Below are 17,374 nucleotides of genomic sequence, written 5' to 3'. Positions count from 1 at the left end.
AAGCTTTACGCCCGGCCGTAAGCCTCTGCAATGGCAACCTGCATCGCATCTTCCGGGTCGCGATTGCCCCATGTCACCAGCTGGATCGCCGGGTAGTAGCGTTCGGCGCTCATGACGGCGGCGGTGATCATCGTATCGATCTGATCCGGGCTTGCCATCTGGCCGCCGGCCAGCACCAATCCGTAGCGATAAACCATCAGCTTCTGGTTCGCCCAATATGTGAACGCCCCCGCCCAGCACTGATCGTTCATCCTGTTCAGCAACTCATAAAGCTCGCTCTCACGCTCGGACGGTGGCTCCATCTCGAACGAGCAGACCATGCGCAGCGTTTCATCATAGTTGGACCACGCCAGAGTAATGGAATACGTCCGCCACTGCCCCTCAACAGCCATGGCGATCTGATCGTCGCCGATGCGGTCAAAATCCCAGTCGTGATGTTCGGCCAGGTGTTCAACAATATCGATCGGATGAAGGTCTTCTTCGAGAAACTGCTCGGAAAGGGCCATAATGCCACCTCACTAATCTCTAGCATTTCGGGGCTGGCAGCGCCCCAGCGCTAGTTGCCTGCTCTACAAGCCGGGCTTCCCCCATGGGCCTGTACTAAATATGGTGCGCCGCTGGATGGAATCTGGCAACCCTATTTCTTGGGGATAACAGCAATAAGTTGTGGACAGTCGGCAACGGCGAACAAAATATTGGCACTAGCGCCAGCTTTGTCTTGATTAATTCCTGCAAGACGGCAAGATACACACCACCGCACAATCCTGACTTGGATTGCGCGGCGTTCGCTTTGTCTGAAAAACTTCGATTTGGACGTTACTTGTCCAGTTTCGCCTCAAGCGCGGCGATGCGCGCCTCAAGTGCTGCGTTCTCTTCCCGGGCCTTCTGGGCCATGGCGCGCACGGCATCAAATTCTTCACGGGTAACAAAGTCGCGGTCGGCCAGCCAGCGGTCGATCATGGACTTCATCGCATTCTCGGCTTCTTCCCGCGCGCCCTGCGCCACACCCATGGCGTTGGTCATCAGCTGGGAAACATCGTCGAGGATCTTGTTGCGGGTCTGCATGGCTATTCTCCGATTGCGGGCTTTTCCCTATATGGGGAATGATTGGCGCAGGCTCAAGGTTGACTTGCCCCGTAAACCCCGGGCAATGAGACGCACATGCAGGCTGTTCTGAATTTCCCCGATCTGTCACCCGAATTGTTCTCGATCTCACTCTTCGGGATGGAGTTCGCCTTAAGATGGTACGCGCTGGCCTATATCGCGGGTATTCTGATTGCCTGGCGGCTGGCCGTTGTCGCCCTGCGCCGCCCCGCGCTGTGGCCCAATGACACGCCGCCGATGAAGCCCGAACAGCTGGACGACCTGCTGACATGGATCATTGTCGGCGTCATCCTTGGCGGTCGGCTTGGGTTTGTGCTGTTTTATCAACCGGCTTACTACCTGTCGCACCCGACCGAGATTCTGAAGGTCTGGCAAGGCGGTATGGCCTTTCACGGCGGTTTGCTGGGCGTCATCCTTGCGTCTTATCTATACGGTCGGCGTCACAAAATCCCGATCCTGTCGCTGGGCGATCTGGTCGCCTACACGGTTCCGCCCGGCCTGCTGCTGGGGCGGCTGGCCAATTTCGTCAATGCCGAGCTTTGGGGCCGACCCAGTGAGCTGCCATGGGCCGTGATCTTCCCCGGCATGGCCGCGCAGGATTGCCCCGGCGTCGTCGCGGGAATGTGCGCCCGCCACCCCTCGCAACTTTATGAGGCCGCGCTTGAGGGCGTTTTGCTGGGCGCGGTCCTGCTGTGGCTGGTCTACCGTCGCGGGGCCTTTCACGCACCGGGCCGGATCATGGGGGTGTTTCTGGCCGGGTACGGTGCCTCCCGCTTTATCGTTGAGTTCTTTCGGCAACCGGACGCGCAATTTGTCTCGCCCGGAAATCCGCTGGGTCTGGCATGGCATGTCGGCGGCTATGGCCTGACTATGGGGCAGTTGCTGTGCCTGCCCATGATCGCGCTGGGCCTTTGGTTCATCCTGCGCGCCCGGCGCGCGGCATGAACTTGTCGGACCACCTGATCGCGCGCATCCGTCAGGATGGCCCGATCAGTATGGCTGAATATATGACCGACTGCCTGTTGCATCCCAAGCTGGGCTATTACAGCACCCGCGACCCGCTTGGGGCGCAAGGGGATTTCATCACCGCCCCCGAGATCAGCCAGATGTTTGGCGAACTGATCGGGTTGTCGCTGGCCCAATGCTGGATCGATCAGGGACGCCCCGTGCCTTTTACCCTTGCCGAACTTGGCCCCGGACGCGGCACGCTGATGGCCGATGCGCTGCGCGCCACGCGGCAAGTCCCCGGATTCCATGCAGCGGCTAAGATATGTCTGCTAGAGGCATCGCCTGCATTGCGGCAGATTCAGGCCGAAATGCTGAACCAGTACACGCCCGAATGGATTGAAAACACCGCCGACCTGCCTGAACAGCCCTTATTCCTGATCGCCAACGAGTTTTTCGACGCCCTTCCCGTTCGTCAGTTCATCCGTGACGGCGACGGCTGGCGCGAACGGCTGATCGGAGAGGCGGACGGCGCGCTTGCCTTTGGTCTGGGCCCGAATGCGCCTCAGGTCGCGTTAAAGGACAGGCTGGCAGACACCGAAGACGGCGATCTTGTCGAACTCTGCGCTGCTGCAATCCCGATCATGACAGTCCTCGCCAGTCGTATTGCAACCCATGGCGGGGCTGCGCTGATCATTGATTATGGCGACTGGCATTCACTGGGCGACACGTTGCAAGCGTTGAAAGCGCATGAACGGTCGGACCCGCTGGCCGATCCGGGGCAGTGCGATCTGACGACGCATGTCGATTTTGAGCCTCTGGCCATTGCGACCCGCGCGGCGGGTTGTGCGCACACGCGGCTGACGTCTCAGGGGGTCTTCCTCGAACGTTTGGGAATCACGGCCCGGGCGCAGGCCCTGACGAAAGCCGTGGACGGTTCAACGCAAGAACAGGTGATTGCTGCACATCGCCGGTTGACGCATCCCGATGAAATGGGAAACCTGTTCAAAGTACTGGGCCTGTATCCATCACATTCAGCGCCACCGCCGGGACTGGAGCCATGACACTGGAAATTCTGACCTCTGAAATGCTCGCCCCCGTGCGCCACGGCTTCTTTACCCGCCGGGGCGGCGCCTCATCCGGGATATTTTCGGGGTTGAATTGCGGCCATGGGTCGTCGGACCAAACCGAAGTGGTCGCGCTGAATCGCAGACGTGTGGCCGAAGCCATGGAGGTGACGCCTGACGAACTGGTCGGCGTTCATCAGGTGCATTCCCCAACCGTTTTGACCATCGATGCCCCGATAAAAGGCGAGAAGCCCAAGGCCGATGCGGTCGTCACAGCAACGCCAAACCTTGCCCTGACGATTCTGACCGCAGATTGCCAACCGGTGCTGTTTGCCGATCCTGACGCCAATGTGATCGGGGCCGCCCATGCCGGGTGGCGCGGCGCGCTGGATGGTGTGCTCGAAGCCACTCTGGAAGCCATGGAATCACTCGGCGCGACACGCGAAAACACCCGTGCTGTCATCGGGCCGTCAATCTCGCAGCGCGCCTATGAAGTCGGGCCCGAGTTTCTGGACGACTTTCTGGCCGATTCCCCCGAAAACAGCCGGTTTTTCGCCAATGGTCACGAAGACAGGCTGCAGTTCGACCTGCCCGCGTTCGGCCTGCACCGGCTGCGACAGGCCGGTGTCGGGCACGCCGAATGGACCCGTCACTGCACCTATTCCGACCCGGATCGCTTTTATTCCTACCGCCGTGCGACGCATGCAAAAGAAGCCGATTACGGACGTCTGATTTCTGCGATCAGATTGTAGAATTAGCCTCGATTAAGGCAATCCCGCCACCTTTCCGCCACATTCATTGTGTTTACCTGAAGGCAGAATCGTAGCGTAATTTTTTGCCAGTACTCAGATGGTTATCTGACTTTCAGACATGTGAATTCTGGCACCTCAACACGGAGGATCTGTCAAACTTCACCTTCTGTCCTGATATTTTCCCGGATACGTCACATCACTGCCGCAAATTTGCGTCACATAAGGGTTACAAAAGGAAAAAGGGGCGTCAGACCCCGCATCAGAGCAGGATCAGAAATGAAATCGAAGTCTCGTTTTCTCAGCGCGGTTGTTGCGGCCGCGCAGGACCAGAAACTGGAAATGCCGTGGAAACGAGTTTCTAGCAATTCTGTCAGGGTCGCCCGCCGGTTGGCAGCGCGTCGCTGAAAAAGAAGCCCTCGGGACCAAGCTGCCGGTCCTTTTGGGAAACGCGTGTCAGGGATGCTCCGACCTGATGTGTGTTTGGTCGCATAACGCTATGCGGCCTTTGGTTCAGGGGTGTGTGTGCGGGCAATTTCAGCCTGCAAAGTACGAGTTTGTCTGGGGGGTCAATGTGTTGACCAATGGAATGCGACGTTTTTCTCGCTGTGCACTGCGATTTCGGGTGCCCAAAGGTCTCTCATTCATTTCAAGGCAAAGAACTGTTCCGTCAGGCGGGCCTGCACGGGGGTACGCCCCGTCTGTTCGGAGATTAGAGGGGAAGGAATATTAATGACTATTCCTAATTCACTGGCCCGCGCAGCCAGAAACGCCGTCGAAACGTCGGCTTTATTGCGCGAGGCTCCAAGACCAACCGCCAAACCCAAGGCGCAACTGCGCCGATACGAGGTTTGCACGCTGCTCGATAACGGGGATATCGCGCAGACACGCCACATCGCACCAGCTCTGCCCATGTTCGAAGACGCGTTTTGCGCCTTTTCGCGCGGCTCGCTGGTCGAGACAGAACAAGGACCGATGGCAATCGAAGATCTGTTGCCGGGGGATACGGTCCTGACGCAGGATGGCACATCGGAAACCATCGTTTGGAAAGGGTCAGTTACTCTGATCCCCGGACGCGAGGATTCGCGGGGGCGCACACGACCTCTGACGCGAATCATGGCCGACACGTTTGGAATGCAAAAGCCGATGTCAGGCGTTATCGCAGGCCCGGCGGCGCGTTTGCTGGGGACACCTGCGCATTTGCGACACCTGCATGGCGACGCGCCGGTTTTGACGCCAATTGCGGAATTTCAGGATGGGATGAGCGTGATTGAAACAATGCCGCCGACTCCGGTGGAACTGTTTCACATTTGCCTCAGAAAACATTCGGTCATTCGGGTTGATGGTTTACAGTTCGAAACCTATCACCCAGGAGTAAACGCGGTTCGGATGATCAGCCATTCCTTGCGGTCGATTTACCTGAACCTGTTCGCGCATATCGAATCGCCGAGCGATTTTGGCCCGTTGCTGATGCCGCGCGCCGGAGACGGAGAGGTGGACGCGATCACTGCGTAAACGTTAACGATTACTGCATCCTGGGGGCATTATGCAGATATTACTAAGTTGGATTGTATCCTTGGCGGTCGCAGCCATGCTGCCGCCCTGTCAAACACATCAGAATCAGATGCGGTTCACGCCGTCCGGTTCATGCGTTCTTCCAGAACGTCGAATGGCACGCCTGGTTCGTCTTTTGCGCCGCGGATAACAAGCGACGTTTTAACGCTGGCCACGTTCGGCGTGGTCAGCAACTCTCCGGTCAAGAACTGCTGAAAGTTGCTGAGATCGGGGGCCACGCATTTCAGAATGAAATCTACCTCGCCATTCAGCATGTGGCATTCACGGACCAATGGCCATTCACGGCACCGGTCTTCAAAGGCGCGCAGCTCGGCTTCGGCCTGACTGTCCAGACCGACCATTGCAAAAACCTGCACCTCAAACCCCAGTTCGCGCGCGCTGACTTCGGCGTGGTATCCGGTGATATAGCCGGATTCCTCCAGCGTGCGCACACGGCGCAAACAGGGCGGGGCCGAAATCCCGACGCGTTTGGCCAGTTCGACATTGGTCATGCGACCGTCTGCCTGCAACTCTGCCAGAATCTTACGATCAATCTCATCCAGCCGCGTCGTGACCATAAAATGCTCCTGATTTTTTCGGTTCTTATATCAGCACCCACCGAGTGCGCAATAATGTTTCGCAGGGGCGCAATATTATTCTGTGACGGGTCGCGAATTTGCCCGCGCCTGGGAAAATGAGCCCGGACAGGAAAGGGCTTTAAGCCCTGCCCCCGCGTCGCTATATCGGGGCGACGGGCAAACGGCCCAATTCAGGCAGTTCGAGCGGGGGTACAATGGCCGACACACGACACACCAAGGTTCTGATCATCGGATCTGGACCGGCAGGATATACCGCAGGCGTCTATGCCAGCCGGGCGATGCTGGAGCCCATTCTGGTGCAGGGAATCGAGCCCGGCGGGCAGTTGACCACCACGACCGAGGTTGAAAACTGGCCCGGCGATACCGAGGTTCAGGGCCCCGATCTGATGGTGCGCATGCAGGACCACGTCAAGGCGATGGGCTGCGAGGTGATCGGCGATATCATCAACGATCTGGATCTCAGCCAGCGCCCCTTCACCGCCAAGGGTGACAGCGGGACCACATACACGGCCGATGCCGTCATTCTGGCGACAGGCGCGCGCGCCAAGTGGCTGGGCCTGCCGTCGGAAGAGAAATTCAAAGGCTTCGGCGTTTCGGCCTGCGCCACCTGCGACGGGTTCTTCTATCGCGGGCAAGAGATCGTTGTGATCGGCGGCGGCAACACCGCCGTGGAAGAGGCGCTGTTCCTGACCAACTTCGCCAGCAAGGTGACGCTGATCCACCGCCGTGACGAATTGCGGGCCGAAAAGATCCTACAGGATCGCCTGTTAAAGAACGAAAAGATCGAGCCGCTGTGGTTTCACCAACTGGAAGAAGTGGTTGGCACCGATGCACCTTTAGGCGTCGAGGGTGTCCGCGTGAAAAACGTCAAGACCGGCGAGATCACCGAGATCCCCTGCAAAGGCGTCTTCGTCGCCATCGGCCACGCGCCCGCGAACGAGTTGGTCAAGGACACGTTGGACACCCATATGGGCGGCTATGTCGTGACCAAGCCGGGCTCGACCGAAACGTCCGTACCGGGCGTGTTTGCGGCGGGCGACCTGACCGACCACATCTATCGTCAGGCCGTGACCAGCGCCGGAATGGGCTGCATGGCCGCGCTGGATGCGGAACGTTTTCTGGCGGAACAGGAATAAGTCTGGGGCCAGGGGTGTGGCTGAACCCCACACCCTTGGCCGTTTTTCCCGCACCTATGCAGGTCGGCTTGACCCTTGCCGGGCGGCCCCGCACACTCGGCCCTGACGAAGCATTTGCGGGTACTGGCATTGGACAACGCACTCTGGCGCGGCGGGTGGGCAACCCGGCTCAGGATCGGCAGCGGTCTGGTTCTGTTCGTCTTTGCCTTCTTCCACTTCATCAATATCGGTCTGGGCCTGTTTCACACCGACTATCTGCACGGGATGCAGGATGGCCGAAAAGCGGTCACACGGCATGATGTCGTCAGCGTCTTGCTCTATGCGGCGCTGATCGTGCATGCGGGGTTGTCGCTGGCCTCGATCGCCCAGCGCAGAACGCTCAGGATGCCGCTCAGCACCGCGTTGCAGATCGTGCTGGGCCTGCTGATCCCGCTGCAACTGATTTCCCACATCATTCACACGCGCGTCGCCCACGAGATTTACGGCGTCAATGATGAGATGGGCTATATCATCATCCTGATGTGGCCCAGCTCGGCAGTCTGGATGCAAAGCCTGCTGCTGTTGATTGTATGGGTCCATGGTTGCATCGGGCTGCACATGTGGCTGCGCCTGACGTCGTGGTGGTCGAAGACCGTGCCCTACCTGATCGGCGTTGCGGTCTTTGTTCCGTCGTTCGCGCTGGCGGGCGTTCTGACCGAGGGCCGGCGCATCTGGGCCGATTTCGCGGATGAGTTTCTGCGACAGCAATATATCGAGCATTACAACTGGCCCTCACCCGAAGCCTTCCAGACCATGTTCACGGTCAAGGATAACGCGGTTCTGGCCTTTCTGATCACTCTGGGCGCTTGCGGGGCCATCTTTGTCGGGCGCAAGCTTTGGCGTCGCAGGCATTCGGTTCGCATCAAATATGCACGTGGACCCGAGGTCGTCGCAGAAAAGGGCATGACCTTGCTGGAAATCTCGCAAGCCAATGGCATTCCCCACACCGCGCTGTGTGGCGGCAAGGGGCGGTGCACCACCTGCCGCGTCATTGTCGAAGAGGGCGGCACCCAGCTTGAGGCCCCCAGCGATGTCGAGGCCCGCAGTCTGGCAGCGGTAGGGGCCTCTGCGCAAACGCGGCTGGCGTGCCAGATTCGCCCGACCGAGCCGCTGACCGTCTTTCGCGTGTTTCGCCCCGATGGTGGGCGCAATCGGGGCCATGCAAGCCAAGGGCAGGAACGGCAACTGGCCGTTCTGTTTTTGGACATGCGCGGGTTCACGGCCCGCACGACCGGCCAATTGCCCTATGACATCGTCTTTCTGTTGAACCGGTTTTTCGATGCAATCGTTCCAGCCATTACTGACGCAGGCGGCATTGTCGACAAATACATGGGCGATGGCTTGCTTGCGGTGTTCAACAAGCCCGACGCGGCGGCGTCAGCGAAGGCCGGGTTGCGGGCGGCGATAGAGATCGGCCTAGCGCTGGACAGTTTCAATCAACGGCTAAAGGCTGAAGGCAGCCCCGGCATCCGCATCGGCATGGGCTTGCATCTGGGCGATCTGGTGTTGGGTGAGATCGGCGCAGCGGGCCATGCCTCGCAAACGATTATCGGCGATGCTGTCAACGTCGCCAGCCGCCTGGAAAGCGAAACCAAGGCGCTGGGTGTCGAGTTGTTGGTGTCGGACGAGTTGCTGCAAGCGGCTGATCTGACAATCAACCCCGACCGCATCCGCCTGTTCCAGTTGCGCGGCGTCAGCCAACCCGTACCGGCGCTGCCGGTCACCCGTGCCGCCGACCTGCGCGAGACATCGGCGACACAAGAACAGGCATACTCTGGCTGACCCAAAATCGCATTTGGCCCGGAACCGCGGTCGCAATCCGACGTAGCATATGGAAAATCCTTCCATTTCGGAGGAAATCAGCGCATATCGTCCTTTGTTTCACGACCGCTTGTGGACTTCGGGCAAAAGTCGGGGCAAACGCGCCCTCAAAAGACCGAGAATCACCGGCAATCCAACACTGCGACAAGAGTATTCTGATGACGATGTTAAGTAATCTGGCCCCGATCCCTGAATTGTATGTGTCTTACGAATCGGCACAAAAACTGAAGGTCGACGCCGCCGACCTGACCAGCTGGGATCTGAGCCCGCGGCAAATCTGCGATCTGGAATTGCTGATGAACGGCGGGTTCAACCCGCTGAAAGGGTTCCTGTCCGAGGCCGATTACGACAACGTCGTCGAGAATATGCGTCTGGCCGATGGCACCCTGTGGCCGATGCCAATCACGCTGGACGTCAGCGAGGATTTTGCAGACAACATCGAGCTGGGTCAGGATATTGCCCTGCGCGATCAGGAAGGCGTTATTCTGGGCACCATGACCGTGACCGACCGCTGGACGCCGGACAAGGCACGCGAGGCTGAAAAGGTGTTTGGCGCCGATGACGACGCGCACCCTGCGGTGAACTATCTGCACAACGTCGCCGGTAAGGTCTATCTGGGTGGTCCCGTTGTCGGCATCCAGCAACCGGTGCACTATGATTTCCGCGCCCGCCGCGACACCCCGAACGAGCTGCGCGCCTATTTCCGCAAGCTGGGCTGGCGTCGCATCGTTGCGTTCCAAACCCGCAACCCGCTGCACCGTGCACATCAGGAACTGACCTTCCGCGCCGCCAAGGAAGCGCAGGCCAACCTGTTGATTCACCCGGTTGTCGGCATGACCAAACCGGGCGATGTGGACCACTTTACCCGCGTCCGCTGCTATGAGGCGGTGCTGGACAAATACCCCGCATCCACCACCTCGATGTCGCTGCTGAATCTGGCGATGCGCATGGCTGGCCCGCGCGAGGCGGTCTGGCACGGCCTGATCCGCGCCAACCACGGCTGCACCCATTTCATCGTCGGCCGCGACCATGCTGGCCCCGGCAAGAATTCCGCCGGTGAGGATTTCTATGGTCCCTATGATGCACAGGACCTGTTCCGTCAGTTCCAGGATGAAATCGGCGTCGAAATGGTCGACTTCAAACACATGGTCTATGTGCAGGAACGCGCCCAGTACGAACCGAATGACGAGATCGCCGACAAGGATAACGTCACGATCCTGAACATCTCAGGCACCGAACTGCGCCGCCGTCTGGCTGAAGGGCTGGAAATTCCGGAATGGTTCAGCTTCCCTGAGGTTGTGGCCGAGCTGCGCAAGACCAAGCCGCCGCGCAGCCAGCAGGGCTTTACCGTGTTCTTCACCGGCTTTTCGGGCTCGGGCAAATCCACCATCGCCAACGCGCTTATGGTCAAGCTGATGGAGATGGGTGGCCGCCCGGTCACGCTGCTGGATGGGGACATCGTTCGTAAGAACCTGTCATCCGAGCTTGGTTTCTCGAAAGAGCATCGCGACCTGAACATCCGCCGCATCGGCTATGTCGCGTCCGAGATCACCAAGAACGGTGGTATCGCCATTTGTGCTCCGATTGCGCCCTACGCCACCACCCGTCGCGCGGTGCGCGAAGATGTCGAGCAGTTCGGTGCTTTCTGCGAGGTTCACGTGGCCACCAGCATCGAGGAATGCGAACGGCGCGACCGCAAGGGCCTGTATAAACTGGCGCGTGAGGGCAAGATCAAGGAATTCACCGGCATTTCAGACCCCTACGACGTGCCCCAGAACCCCGAGCTGACGGTCGAGACCGAGAATGTGGATGTGGACAACTGCGCCCATCAGGTTTTGTTGAAGCTGGAAAGCATGGGTCTGATCGCCGCGACCTGATCTAAAGGCATACTGAATGAAAAGCCCCCGGTTCGCCGGGGGCTTTTTTGTTTCCAAACTGTCACCGAGCCAAGTTTCGTTGAGCCTTAGCCCAAATCGACCTGCCCGCGCATCAGGATATGGCCGCACCCTGCGACCTTAATCCCGGTCATGGCGTCAGGTGGTCCAACACAGGTTACAGTCGCCTGTCCGGGACGGCCCATATCGTGGCCTTGTTCGGCAATGAAACTGTCCTTGCCCATCAAGCCGTATTTCCAAATATAAGCCGCCATCGCGCCGGTTGCTGATCCGGTGAACGGATCCTCGGGCGGGCTGGGCGGTGTCAGCAACAGGCGCGAGAACGTGTCCCCCGCAGATGTCGCGCCTTGCAGCGTCACCAGAAACGGTTCCGCCATATCCGAGCCCGAATAGCCAGCGGCGGCGGCTACTTCTCGCAATGGCCCTTCATCCAGCCGTGCCGCGCGCAGGGCATCGTGATCGCGCAGGACCGTGATACAGAACGGCAACCCGGTGGAAACCAGTTGCGGCGGCGAGATAATGGCGCTTTCCGGCAGGCTGATGGCCGAGGCCACCAATTCCGCTGGAACATGTACGCCGAACTGCGGCGCGACTTGCGTCATTTCGATCTGGTCCCCGATCAACCGGATCGACACAATCCCGGCCCCGGTTTCCAGGGTCAGCGCATCGCCCGAAATCATCCCGCGCGACCGCATCGCGGCAACTGTCGCAATTGTCGGATGCCCGGCAAAGGGAATCTCACGGCTGGCCAGAAAGTACCGGACGCGAATATCGGCCACCTCGGACGGGCCGGTAAAGGTGCATTCTACCAGCGAGGTTTCCCGGACATAGGCCATGCACACATTCTCGGGCAGTTCCGCGCCTTCGTGCACCACGGCACAGCCGTTACCGCCAAAGGCCCGGGCGCTGAACGCGTCTACCCAATCGAAGTCAAACCAGCTCATGCGAAAACTCCCTGACACAGATGATGCGGCGGCATCCGCCTGTGGTCATGTGTCGCGCGTGTCGCTGGGAATGTCACGCCCAATCGGGCGTGACGGGGCCGTTCAGTGAACGGCCACCGGGGACAGGTCATGCTGTCGGGCCAGCACAAAGGCCAGCTTGCGGTCGGCCACCAGCGCCAATTGCTGGCCATCCGAGTCATGGACCGCATAAAGCTGATCCAGATCGCCTGCCTGATCGCGCAGATCACGCGGTAGATCGGCCACCTCAACCGTTTTGACATAAACGATACGGTCGCCTTCGGTGTTGATCTCAATCGGTGTATTCATTGCTCTTACCCCTTCCGTATGTTGATTGTCTGAACCACGGTTTCCGGCACGGCGCGGGTCAAATCCACATGCAGCAGACCGTTTTCCATGATCGCCTCACCGACCTCGACACCGTCTGCCAGCACGAACATGCGCTGAAACTGACGCGCCGCGATGCCACGGTGCAGGAATATGCGCCCCTCGCTGTCGTCGCGTTGACGGCCCCGGATCACCAGTTGGCGATCCTCGATCGTGATCGACAGATCCTCTTCCGCGAACCCGGCCACCGCCAGAGTGATGCGGTACGAAAAGTCTGAGGTCTGTTCGATGTTGTAGGGCGGATACCCTTCATTACCAGCCTTTGCAGACCGTTCCAGAAGGCGTTCCAATTGCTCGAACCCCAAAAGATGCGGGTATGAGCCAAGAGTAAGTTTTGACACGTTTTCTCGTCCTTTATTGCCAAAGCGACGTGTTGTGCGGCCCCGTTCCGGCAACCGCGCATAATAGAATATGGGAAGAAACCAGGATGTCCACAAGGTCTGGCGCGATAACGTCTGACACACTATCTTGTTGATGACGCACCACAACCAGCCCGAGTCGCCAATGAACGCGCCCACCGACCTTTCGATGAAAACAGATGACGTTCTGCGGGTTGAGCTTGAGGTTTTCCGACGACAGCACCGTGATCTGGACGAAGCCATCGAGGCGCTGCAATCCACCGGAACGGCGGATCAACTGACGATCAAACGGTTGAAAAAGCAGAAATTGCGGCTGAAAGACATTATCCGTCTGATCGAGGATCGCCTGACCCCGGACATCATCGCCTAACGCATTGCCACGAAGGCGGATTTGGATATAGTGCGCGCTCTGCAAACGGGCGGGGATTTAGCGGATGGGTAACGTCAAGGTCGGGATCATCATGGGCAGCCAGTCGGACTGGCCCACGATGAAAGAAGCTGCCGATATTCTGGACGAGCTGGGTGTGGCTTATGAAAAGCGCATCGTGTCGGCCCATCGCACACCGGACCGTCTTTGGGACTATGGCAAAACCGCCGTTGAACGTGGTCTGAGCGTGATTATTGCCGGTGCAGGCGGTGCGGCACATCTGCCGGGCATGATGGCGTCGAAAACCCGCGTGCCGGTGATCGGTGTTCCGGTGCAGACGCGGGCCTTGTCCGGCGTCGATTCGCTTTATTCCATCGTGCAGATGCCCAAGGGGTTTCCTGTTGCCACCATGGCCATCGGGTCCGCTGGCGGCGCAAATGCGGGGCTGATGGCTGCCGGAATTCTGGCCCTGCAGGATGACGCTTTGGCTGAACGGCTGGATGCGTGGCGCGCGGCCCTGTCGGCCTCAATCGCTCAAGAGCCCGAGGGATGAGCCGCATCGGCTTTGTCGGAACCGGGCACATCGCAGCGCCGATGGTGCGTTTTCTGGCAGCCAAGGGGCATGACATCTGGGTCACCCAACGCAACGCTGAGGTCTCGGCGAAACTGAAATCGGAACTGGGCGTAACCGTCACGGACCCGCAAACCGTCATTGACGCTTCTGAGATCGTCTTTCTGTGCCTGCGCCCGCATGTGGCCGCCGACATTCTGACCCCGCTGACGTTCCGCGCCGATCAGCAAATCGTGTCGGTCATGGCTGCAGTCCCTTCGGATCAACTGGCCGAACTTTGCGCGCCTGCGAAGGGTTTTGTTCAAACCATTCCTCTGGGCTTTCTGGAAACCGGCGGGTGCCCTCTGGCTGCATTGGGCAATGATCGCCTTCTGGCCGATCTGTTCGAGCCGGAAAACCCCGTGATCAAGGTCGAATCCGAGGCCGCCCTGAACGCCCATTTCGCGATTTGCGCCATGGTGCCGGGCCTGCTGGATCTGATGGCAACCGGGTCAGAATGGCTGGCCGGTCAAACCGGCGACGCAGACGGTGCGGAATTTTATGCGACACAGCTGTTCTCGGGCTTTCTTTCCGCGATGGAAAAGGGCAAAGCGGGGCGACTGGCGGCCGAACGAGATGCGCTGGCCACCGATGGAACGCTAAGCCTGCAAATGACCGAGAGTTTGCGGTCGGGCAAAGCACATGACGCGCTGAACGCGGCCCTGGCGGCGATTGGCAAACGGTTGGAGACCTGACGATGACAAAGATGCTCGCCCCCGGCGCGACGATTGGAATTCTGGGCGGTGGTCAATTGGGCCGGATGCTGTCGGTTGCGGCGGCACGGCTGGGCTTTGTCAGCCATATCTATGAGCCCGGCGCAAACCCGCCTGCGGGACAGGTCGCAGATCGGGTGACAACGGCGGCCTATGACGATGCCGAGGCGCTGAAGGCCTTCGCGGATTCGGTCGATGTCATCACTTATGAATTCGAAAACATCCCCACCGAAGCTTTGGACATTCTGGAAGCCCACCGCCCCATTCGCCCCGGACGCGAGGCGCTGCGGGTCAGTCAGGATCGTCTGACCGAAAAGACATTTCTTCAGGATCTGGGCCTGAACACTGCGCCATTTGCGGACATCACAGTTATGGCCAGCCTTGAGGCCGCGATTGACCAGATCGGCGCGCCTGCCATCCTGAAAACCCGCCGGTTCGGCTATGACGGCAAAGGACAGGCGCGCTTGAGCACGCCGGAGGATGCCGAGGCGGCTTTGGCCGACATGGCCGGAGCACCTGCGATTCTGGAAGGCTTCGTCAATTTCAGCCACGAGGTATCAATCATCGCGGCGCGCGGTCTGGACGGTCAGGTGGCCTGTTTCGATCCGGGCGAAAATGTCCATCGCGATGGCATTCTGCGTACAACGACCATCCCTGCCCGTCTGCGGCCTGCGCAACGCAGCGACGCGATCCTTCTGGCGGCCAATATTCTGAACGCGTTGGACTATGTCGGCGTGATGGGTGTCGAGCTGTTTGTGACGCCAGAGGGTTTGATCGTGAATGAAATCGCCCCGCGCGTCCACAACTCGGGCCACTGGACGCAGAATGGCTGCGCCGTGGATCAGTTTGAACAGCATATCCGGGCAGTAGCTGGCTGGCCTCTGGGTGATGGTCAACGTCATTCGGACGTGGTGATGGAGAACCTGATCGGCGACGACATGGACCGCGTACCTGAATTGGCGCAGGAACGGGATGTCGCCCTGCATCTGTATGGCAAGGCCGAGGTCAAGCCGGGCCGCAAGATGGGTCATTTCAACCGGATCGTTCGGGGCTGAAAATCGCGCTGACGCGCGATGCCTCCGGCGGAGGTATTTTTGAACAGAAGAAGGCGGGCCGGGATCAGGTGATGAACCGGGCCGCGATATCTCCGGACATGTAGCTGACGCGCCCTGCCGCCAGCGTCGCAGCGACACGGTAGGTTTGCGCGTCCAGAATGACCAGATCGGCGCGTTTGCCCGGTTCAAGCGTGCCGCGATCCGTCAGGCCAAGAACACTTGCGGGACCGGACGAGATCAGGCCCCACGCGCTTGCCAAATCCAGAACGCCGGACTTGGCCAGCATCAGCGCGGCACGGCGGGGGCTGGGATAGTGGTAGTCCGACGCCAGAGCGTCGCAAAGGCCCATCGCGACAAGTTCGACCGCGCTTGCATTCCCTTTGTGCGACCCACCGCGCACAACGTTCGGCGACCCGAGTATGACGTGATCACCGGCCAGGCGCGCGGCCTCGGCCGCCTCCAGCGTTTCCGGAAACTCGGCGATCAGGGCACCCTGATCCCGCCACCAGGCACGGGTCTCGGCGGTTGCGTCGTCATGGCTGCCCAGACGAACACCCATTTCCGAGAGCTCGGCGCTGAGCGCCTCAACCGCTGCGGGAACGTCACCCCGGCGCGCGTGCATGTCGAGAAGCAGTTCGAAATGCGCGTCAGGATTGCGTCCGGCTTTCAACGCCTGCCCGGTCAGGCGCGGCGGCTTTTTGCCCTGGGCCAGCCGGTCATGTGGCAAGTGGTCGTTGAACACCACGTAAGGGACCTGCCAATCGGCGATGCGCCGGGCCATACCAGCGTAATCGTCGAGCATATTGGTCTCGAACCGCAATTGCGGGATCAGATCGGTGACCGTGTCGGTTTTGACGGCCCGGATCGCCTCAAACACCTGCCCCGCGAACTCCGGCCCCCGCACGCCGCCTTCCCAGCTGTAGAACTGGGCCAGTACGGCGGTCGTGATTCCGTTTGCGGCCAGTTCGGCCTCGACGGACAGGATGCCTTCGTTCATCTGCTTCATCGCACCACGACGCGGGGCGATGTGGCGTTCGAATCCGTCGCCGTGAAGGTCGATGATCCCCGGCAGAACGAGATAGCCGGACAGGTCAACCTCGCGCCCGACCTGCGTTTCCTGCACCTGCCCGTCGGCGATCGAAAGCGGCGCGCGAGACAGACCCTCTTGCGGCAACAGCACCTCTGCGCCGGTCAGCGTAAGGTTTAGGCGGGTCATCGCGTCGGTTCCGAGTCAGGCTCGGAACAATCTTCGCCGATACAGATTTCTTCGATGACGTCGAGCACGCTGTCGAGCCACGTGATTTGCGGATCAAACTGTCCGAATTCGATGAAATGCAGCGCCTGCGCCATGACGCGTGGGTTGTTCATCATGAAGGTATGCGTGACCGGCAAAACGATGTGATCTGCCATGCCGTCGACCTTCGTTGTCTCAACCGACACTTTGCCATCATCGGGACCGTCGATCAGCGATGAGAACAAAGGGTTCAGAGAATTCTCGCCCGCGATCACGCCCAGATCGAAATCCACGGCAGGCAGTTTGCGCGGGATGCCTTCCGGACCCGTTCCCAGTTGCAATCCGGCGGGGCCGTTCAGATAGCCGAACACTTCCCACGCACTGAGTTCGTCGACCAGTTGGCTGCCCTGATTGGGCGGGCCCAGCATGACTGCGCGACCCATGTTTTCGGGATGGTTGTCCTGCAACCAATAGCGCAACAAGATGCCGCCCATCGAATGCGCCACAACGTTGGCCTCGTCCTCACCACAGGCCGCAAACGCGTCCGGCAGGGTTTGTTCGGCCAGTTCGGGTATGCCCATGTCGGTCGACGGGTATCCGGGCCGAACGACCGTATAATCATGGGCCTTGAACAGCTGCTCCATCACCGAAAATGACGCCTCGGTCCGTGCCAGCCCATGCAGCAGGATCACGCATTTCGCACTTGCCGCGGCAGGCAGACACAGGAAAATCAGGGCGCACAGAAGTCTCATACCCGCCCAATAGCGCCGATCTGAAG

The 17,374-nt window shown here is 59.8% G+C and carries 19 protein-coding genes; 11 read left to right on the top strand and 8 right to left on the bottom strand.

The genetic code is table 11. The features are described 5' to 3' along the window. Positions 1-5 precede the first annotated feature (5 nt). A complete protein-coding gene (locus ACR0C9_RS00950; RefSeq protein WP_170452647.1) occupies positions 6-506 on the bottom strand; it encodes a YbjN domain-containing protein in 501 nt (166 codons plus the stop codon). Between the two features lie 310 nt (positions 507-816). Beyond that, positions 817-1,065 (bottom strand): accessory factor UbiK family protein, encoded by a 249-nt coding sequence (locus ACR0C9_RS00945; RefSeq protein ID WP_050604795.1) that lies wholly within the window; start codon positions 1,063-1,065, stop codon positions 817-819. A 96-nt stretch (positions 1,066-1,161) separates the two neighbouring features. Between ACR0C9_RS00945 and lgt the strand changes: the two genes are divergently transcribed. From lgt to ACR0C9_RS00925, 4 genes are all read left to right on the top strand, one after another. Beyond that, positions 1,162-2,049, top strand: coding sequence for a prolipoprotein diacylglyceryl transferase (gene lgt, locus ACR0C9_RS00940; protein WP_170521710.1), 888 nt, complete (start codon positions 1,162-1,164; stop codon positions 2,047-2,049). Further along, the gene (locus ACR0C9_RS00935; RefSeq protein WP_480780172.1) at positions 2,046-3,113 is read left to right on the top strand and encodes a class I SAM-dependent methyltransferase; all 1,068 of its coding nucleotides are present in this window, start codon (positions 2,046-2,048) and stop codon (positions 3,111-3,113) included. Before lgt ends, ACR0C9_RS00935 begins: the two co-directional genes overlap by 4 nt. Continuing rightward, positions 3,110-3,868 (top strand): peptidoglycan editing factor PgeF, encoded by a 759-nt coding sequence (pgeF, locus tag ACR0C9_RS00930; RefSeq protein WP_170452652.1) that lies wholly within the window; start codon positions 3,110-3,112, stop codon positions 3,866-3,868. The genes ACR0C9_RS00935 and pgeF overlap by 4 nt, the downstream gene beginning before the upstream one ends. A gap of 729 nt (positions 3,869-4,597) precedes the next feature. Next, the gene (locus ACR0C9_RS00925) at positions 4,598-5,380 is read left to right on the top strand and encodes a Hint domain-containing protein (RefSeq protein WP_480780171.1); all 783 of its coding nucleotides are present in this window, start codon (positions 4,598-4,600) and stop codon (positions 5,378-5,380) included. 116 nt (positions 5,381-5,496) lie between these two features. Here ACR0C9_RS00925 and ACR0C9_RS00920 read toward each other — a convergent pair whose 3' ends face one another. Next, positions 5,497-5,997, bottom strand: a complete 501-nt coding sequence (locus ACR0C9_RS00920; RefSeq protein WP_170452655.1) for an Lrp/AsnC family transcriptional regulator — start codon at positions 5,995-5,997, stop codon at positions 5,497-5,499. Positions 5,998-6,212: 215 nt separating this feature from the next. Here ACR0C9_RS00920 and trxB point away from each other — a divergent pair, with 215 nt between their 5' ends. The 3 genes from trxB to ACR0C9_RS00905 all read left to right on the top strand — a co-directional run bounded on the left by trxB (position 6,213) and on the right by ACR0C9_RS00905 (position 10,891). After that, a complete protein-coding gene (gene trxB / locus ACR0C9_RS00915; protein WP_170452657.1) occupies positions 6,213-7,154 on the top strand; it encodes a thioredoxin-disulfide reductase in 942 nt (313 codons plus the stop codon). A 129-nt stretch (positions 7,155-7,283) separates the two neighbouring features. Continuing rightward, entirely contained in the window at positions 7,284-8,975 is a 1,692-nt protein-coding gene (locus tag ACR0C9_RS00910) for an adenylate/guanylate cyclase domain-containing protein (RefSeq protein ID WP_480780170.1), read from the top strand. Between the two features lie 197 nt (positions 8,976-9,172). Next, positions 9,173-10,891, top strand: coding sequence for a bifunctional sulfate adenylyltransferase/adenylylsulfate kinase (locus ACR0C9_RS00905; RefSeq protein ID WP_170452661.1), 1,719 nt, complete (start codon positions 9,173-9,175; stop codon positions 10,889-10,891). 86 nt (positions 10,892-10,977) lie between these two features. On the opposite strand, the gene ACR0C9_RS00900 is transcribed toward ACR0C9_RS00905, so the two are convergent. From ACR0C9_RS00900 to ACR0C9_RS00890, 3 genes are all read right to left on the bottom strand, one after another. After that, positions 10,978-11,853 (bottom strand): PhzF family phenazine biosynthesis protein, encoded by an 876-nt coding sequence (locus ACR0C9_RS00900; RefSeq protein ID WP_480780169.1) that lies wholly within the window; start codon positions 11,851-11,853, stop codon positions 10,978-10,980. A gap of 102 nt (positions 11,854-11,955) precedes the next feature. Then, positions 11,956-12,180, bottom strand: a complete 225-nt coding sequence (locus tag ACR0C9_RS00895; protein ID WP_050604806.1) for a DUF1150 family protein — start codon at positions 12,178-12,180, stop codon at positions 11,956-11,958. A gap of 5 nt (positions 12,181-12,185) precedes the next feature. Further along, positions 12,186-12,599: an Hsp20 family protein gene (locus ACR0C9_RS00890; RefSeq protein ID WP_058275530.1), complete on the bottom strand. Its 414-nt coding sequence runs from the start codon at positions 12,597-12,599 to the stop codon at positions 12,186-12,188. 163 nt (positions 12,600-12,762) lie between these two features. On the opposite strand from ACR0C9_RS00890, the gene ACR0C9_RS00885 reads away from it, so the two are divergent. The 4 genes from ACR0C9_RS00885 (at position 12,763) to ACR0C9_RS00870 (ending at position 15,362) form a co-directional block, all read left to right on the top strand. Further along, entirely contained in the window at positions 12,763-12,987 is a 225-nt protein-coding gene (locus ACR0C9_RS00885) for a DUF465 domain-containing protein (RefSeq protein ID WP_170453145.1), read from the top strand. A gap of 64 nt (positions 12,988-13,051) precedes the next feature. Next, the gene (gene purE / locus ACR0C9_RS00880) at positions 13,052-13,537 is read left to right on the top strand and encodes a 5-(carboxyamino)imidazole ribonucleotide mutase (RefSeq protein WP_170452665.1); all 486 of its coding nucleotides are present in this window, start codon (positions 13,052-13,054) and stop codon (positions 13,535-13,537) included. Further along, positions 13,534-14,289 carry an NAD(P)-binding domain-containing protein gene (locus tag ACR0C9_RS00875; RefSeq protein ID WP_170521698.1) on the top strand — a complete coding sequence of 252 codons (756 nt, stop codon included), beginning with the start codon at positions 13,534-13,536 and terminating at the stop codon, positions 14,287-14,289. The genes purE and ACR0C9_RS00875 overlap by 4 nt, the downstream gene beginning before the upstream one ends. Positions 14,290-14,291: 2 nt before the next feature. Beyond that, positions 14,292-15,362: a 5-(carboxyamino)imidazole ribonucleotide synthase gene (locus ACR0C9_RS00870; protein WP_170521696.1), complete on the top strand. Its 1,071-nt coding sequence runs from the start codon at positions 14,292-14,294 to the stop codon at positions 15,360-15,362. Positions 15,363-15,426: 64 nt separating this feature from the next. Here the strand turns inward: ACR0C9_RS00870 and ACR0C9_RS00865 are convergent, their stop codons facing one another. Both ACR0C9_RS00865 and ACR0C9_RS00860 read right to left on the bottom strand, forming a co-directional pair. Then, positions 15,427-16,578 carry an alpha-D-ribose 1-methylphosphonate 5-triphosphate diphosphatase gene (locus ACR0C9_RS00865; protein ID WP_170521694.1) on the bottom strand — a complete coding sequence of 384 codons (1,152 nt, stop codon included), beginning with the start codon at positions 16,576-16,578 and terminating at the stop codon, positions 15,427-15,429. Then, the gene (locus tag ACR0C9_RS00860; protein ID WP_170452672.1) at positions 16,575-17,348 is read right to left on the bottom strand and encodes an alpha/beta fold hydrolase; all 774 of its coding nucleotides are present in this window, start codon (positions 17,346-17,348) and stop codon (positions 16,575-16,577) included. Before ACR0C9_RS00860 ends, ACR0C9_RS00865 begins: the two co-directional genes overlap by 4 nt. Positions 17,349-17,374: the final 26 nt, after the last annotated feature.

Source organism: Ruegeria sp. C12 (assembly GCF_056537745.1).
This window is presented reverse-complemented; position numbering and strand designations above follow the sequence as displayed.

Coding starts and splice junctions, on each gene's coding strand:
- trxB (WP_170452657.1), top strand. CDS start 6,213: ATGGCCGACACACGACACACCAAGGTTCTGATCATCGGATCTGGACCG.
- pgeF (WP_170452652.1), top strand. CDS start 3,110: ATGACACTGGAAATTCTGACCTCTGAAATGCTCGCCCCCGTGCGCCAC.
- ACR0C9_RS00870 (WP_170521696.1), top strand. CDS start 14,292: ATGACAAAGATGCTCGCCCCCGGCGCGACGATTGGAATTCTGGGCGGT.
- ACR0C9_RS00925 (WP_480780171.1), top strand. CDS start 4,598: ATGACTATTCCTAATTCACTGGCCCGCGCAGCCAGAAACGCCGTCGAA.
- ACR0C9_RS00945 (WP_050604795.1), bottom strand. CDS start 1,065: ATGCAGACCCGCAACAAGATCCTCGACGATGTTTCCCAGCTGATGACC.
- ACR0C9_RS00900 (WP_480780169.1), bottom strand. CDS start 11,853: ATGAGCTGGTTTGACTTCGATTGGGTAGACGCGTTCAGCGCCCGGGCC.
- lgt (WP_170521710.1), top strand. CDS start 1,162: ATGCAGGCTGTTCTGAATTTCCCCGATCTGTCACCCGAATTGTTCTCG.
- ACR0C9_RS00920 (WP_170452655.1), bottom strand. CDS start 5,997: ATGGTCACGACGCGGCTGGATGAGATTGATCGTAAGATTCTGGCAGAG.
- ACR0C9_RS00860 (WP_170452672.1), bottom strand. CDS start 17,348: ATGAGACTTCTGTGCGCCCTGATTTTCCTGTGTCTGCCTGCCGCGGCA.
- ACR0C9_RS00905 (WP_170452661.1), top strand. CDS start 9,173: ATGACGATGTTAAGTAATCTGGCCCCGATCCCTGAATTGTATGTGTCT.
- purE (WP_170452665.1), top strand. CDS start 13,052: ATGGGTAACGTCAAGGTCGGGATCATCATGGGCAGCCAGTCGGACTGG.
- ACR0C9_RS00885 (WP_170453145.1), top strand. CDS start 12,763: ATGAACGCGCCCACCGACCTTTCGATGAAAACAGATGACGTTCTGCGG.
- ACR0C9_RS00865 (WP_170521694.1), bottom strand. CDS start 16,578: ATGACCCGCCTAAACCTTACGCTGACCGGCGCAGAGGTGCTGTTGCCG.
- ACR0C9_RS00950 (WP_170452647.1), bottom strand. CDS start 506: ATGGCCCTTTCCGAGCAGTTTCTCGAAGAAGACCTTCATCCGATCGAT.
- ACR0C9_RS00875 (WP_170521698.1), top strand. CDS start 13,534: ATGAGCCGCATCGGCTTTGTCGGAACCGGGCACATCGCAGCGCCGATG.
- ACR0C9_RS00935 (WP_480780172.1), top strand. CDS start 2,046: ATGAACTTGTCGGACCACCTGATCGCGCGCATCCGTCAGGATGGCCCG.
- ACR0C9_RS00895 (WP_050604806.1), bottom strand. CDS start 12,180: ATGAATACACCGATTGAGATCAACACCGAAGGCGACCGTATCGTTTAT.